At 64.9% G+C, this 652-nt stretch carries 1 pseudogene; it reads left to right on the top strand.

Features of this window, described 5'->3' with window-relative positions:
* Window positions 1–496, top strand: a pseudogene (locus M3234_RS28765) (hypothetical protein); the annotation flags it as partial.
* Window positions 497–652 lie beyond the last annotated feature (156 nt).

Raw genomic sequence — 652 nt, 5'->3', positions numbered from 1 at the left:
GGCCTCGGCGGCCGTGACTGGCGTGGATGCCATGGTGGCGCAACGCGCCGGGGTCCTGGCGCAAATCGCCCTCGCTGAACTGCATCTGGAATTTACCGAAGTGCGCGCGCCGTTCAACGGCGTGGTGGTGGCGCTGAAAACCACCGTCGGCCAGTACGCCTCGGCGCTGAAACCGGTCTTCACCCTGCTGGATGACGACCGCTGGTATGTGATCGCGAACTTCCGCGAAACCGACCTGAACAACGTGCGCCCCGGCGTGGCGGCGCGGATCACCGTGATGACCAACCACAACCGGACCTTTAACGGGGTGGTGGATTCGGTCGGCTCCGGGGTCCTGCCCGAAGGTGGGAGCGTCATCGAAGGGCTGCCGCTGATCCAGAAAAGCATTAACTGGGTCCACGTCTCGCAGCGCTTCCCGGTGAAAATCGCCGTCAGCGATCCCGACCCGGAACTGTTCCGCATGGGCGCCTCGGCCAGCGCCGTGCTGCAGCCGTAGCCGGGCGACGCTATGTTTCCTCTCGCCCATTTTTTACGCCAGGAACTGCGCGACGCGCCGGGACGCGCCAGCTACACGCTGCGCCTGACGCTAAGCTGCGCGGTGCTCATCACCCTGTTTATGACCCTGCAGATCCCTTTCCTGGCCGTTGCGCTG

The organism is Neobacillus niacini (assembly GCF_023715785.1).
Taxonomy (GTDB): domain Bacteria; phylum Bacillota; class Bacilli; order Bacillales; family Cytobacillaceae; genus Neobacillus; species Neobacillus niacini_E.
Note: the sequence above shows the minus strand (reverse complement) of the source record. Positions and strands in the feature narration are given on the sequence as shown.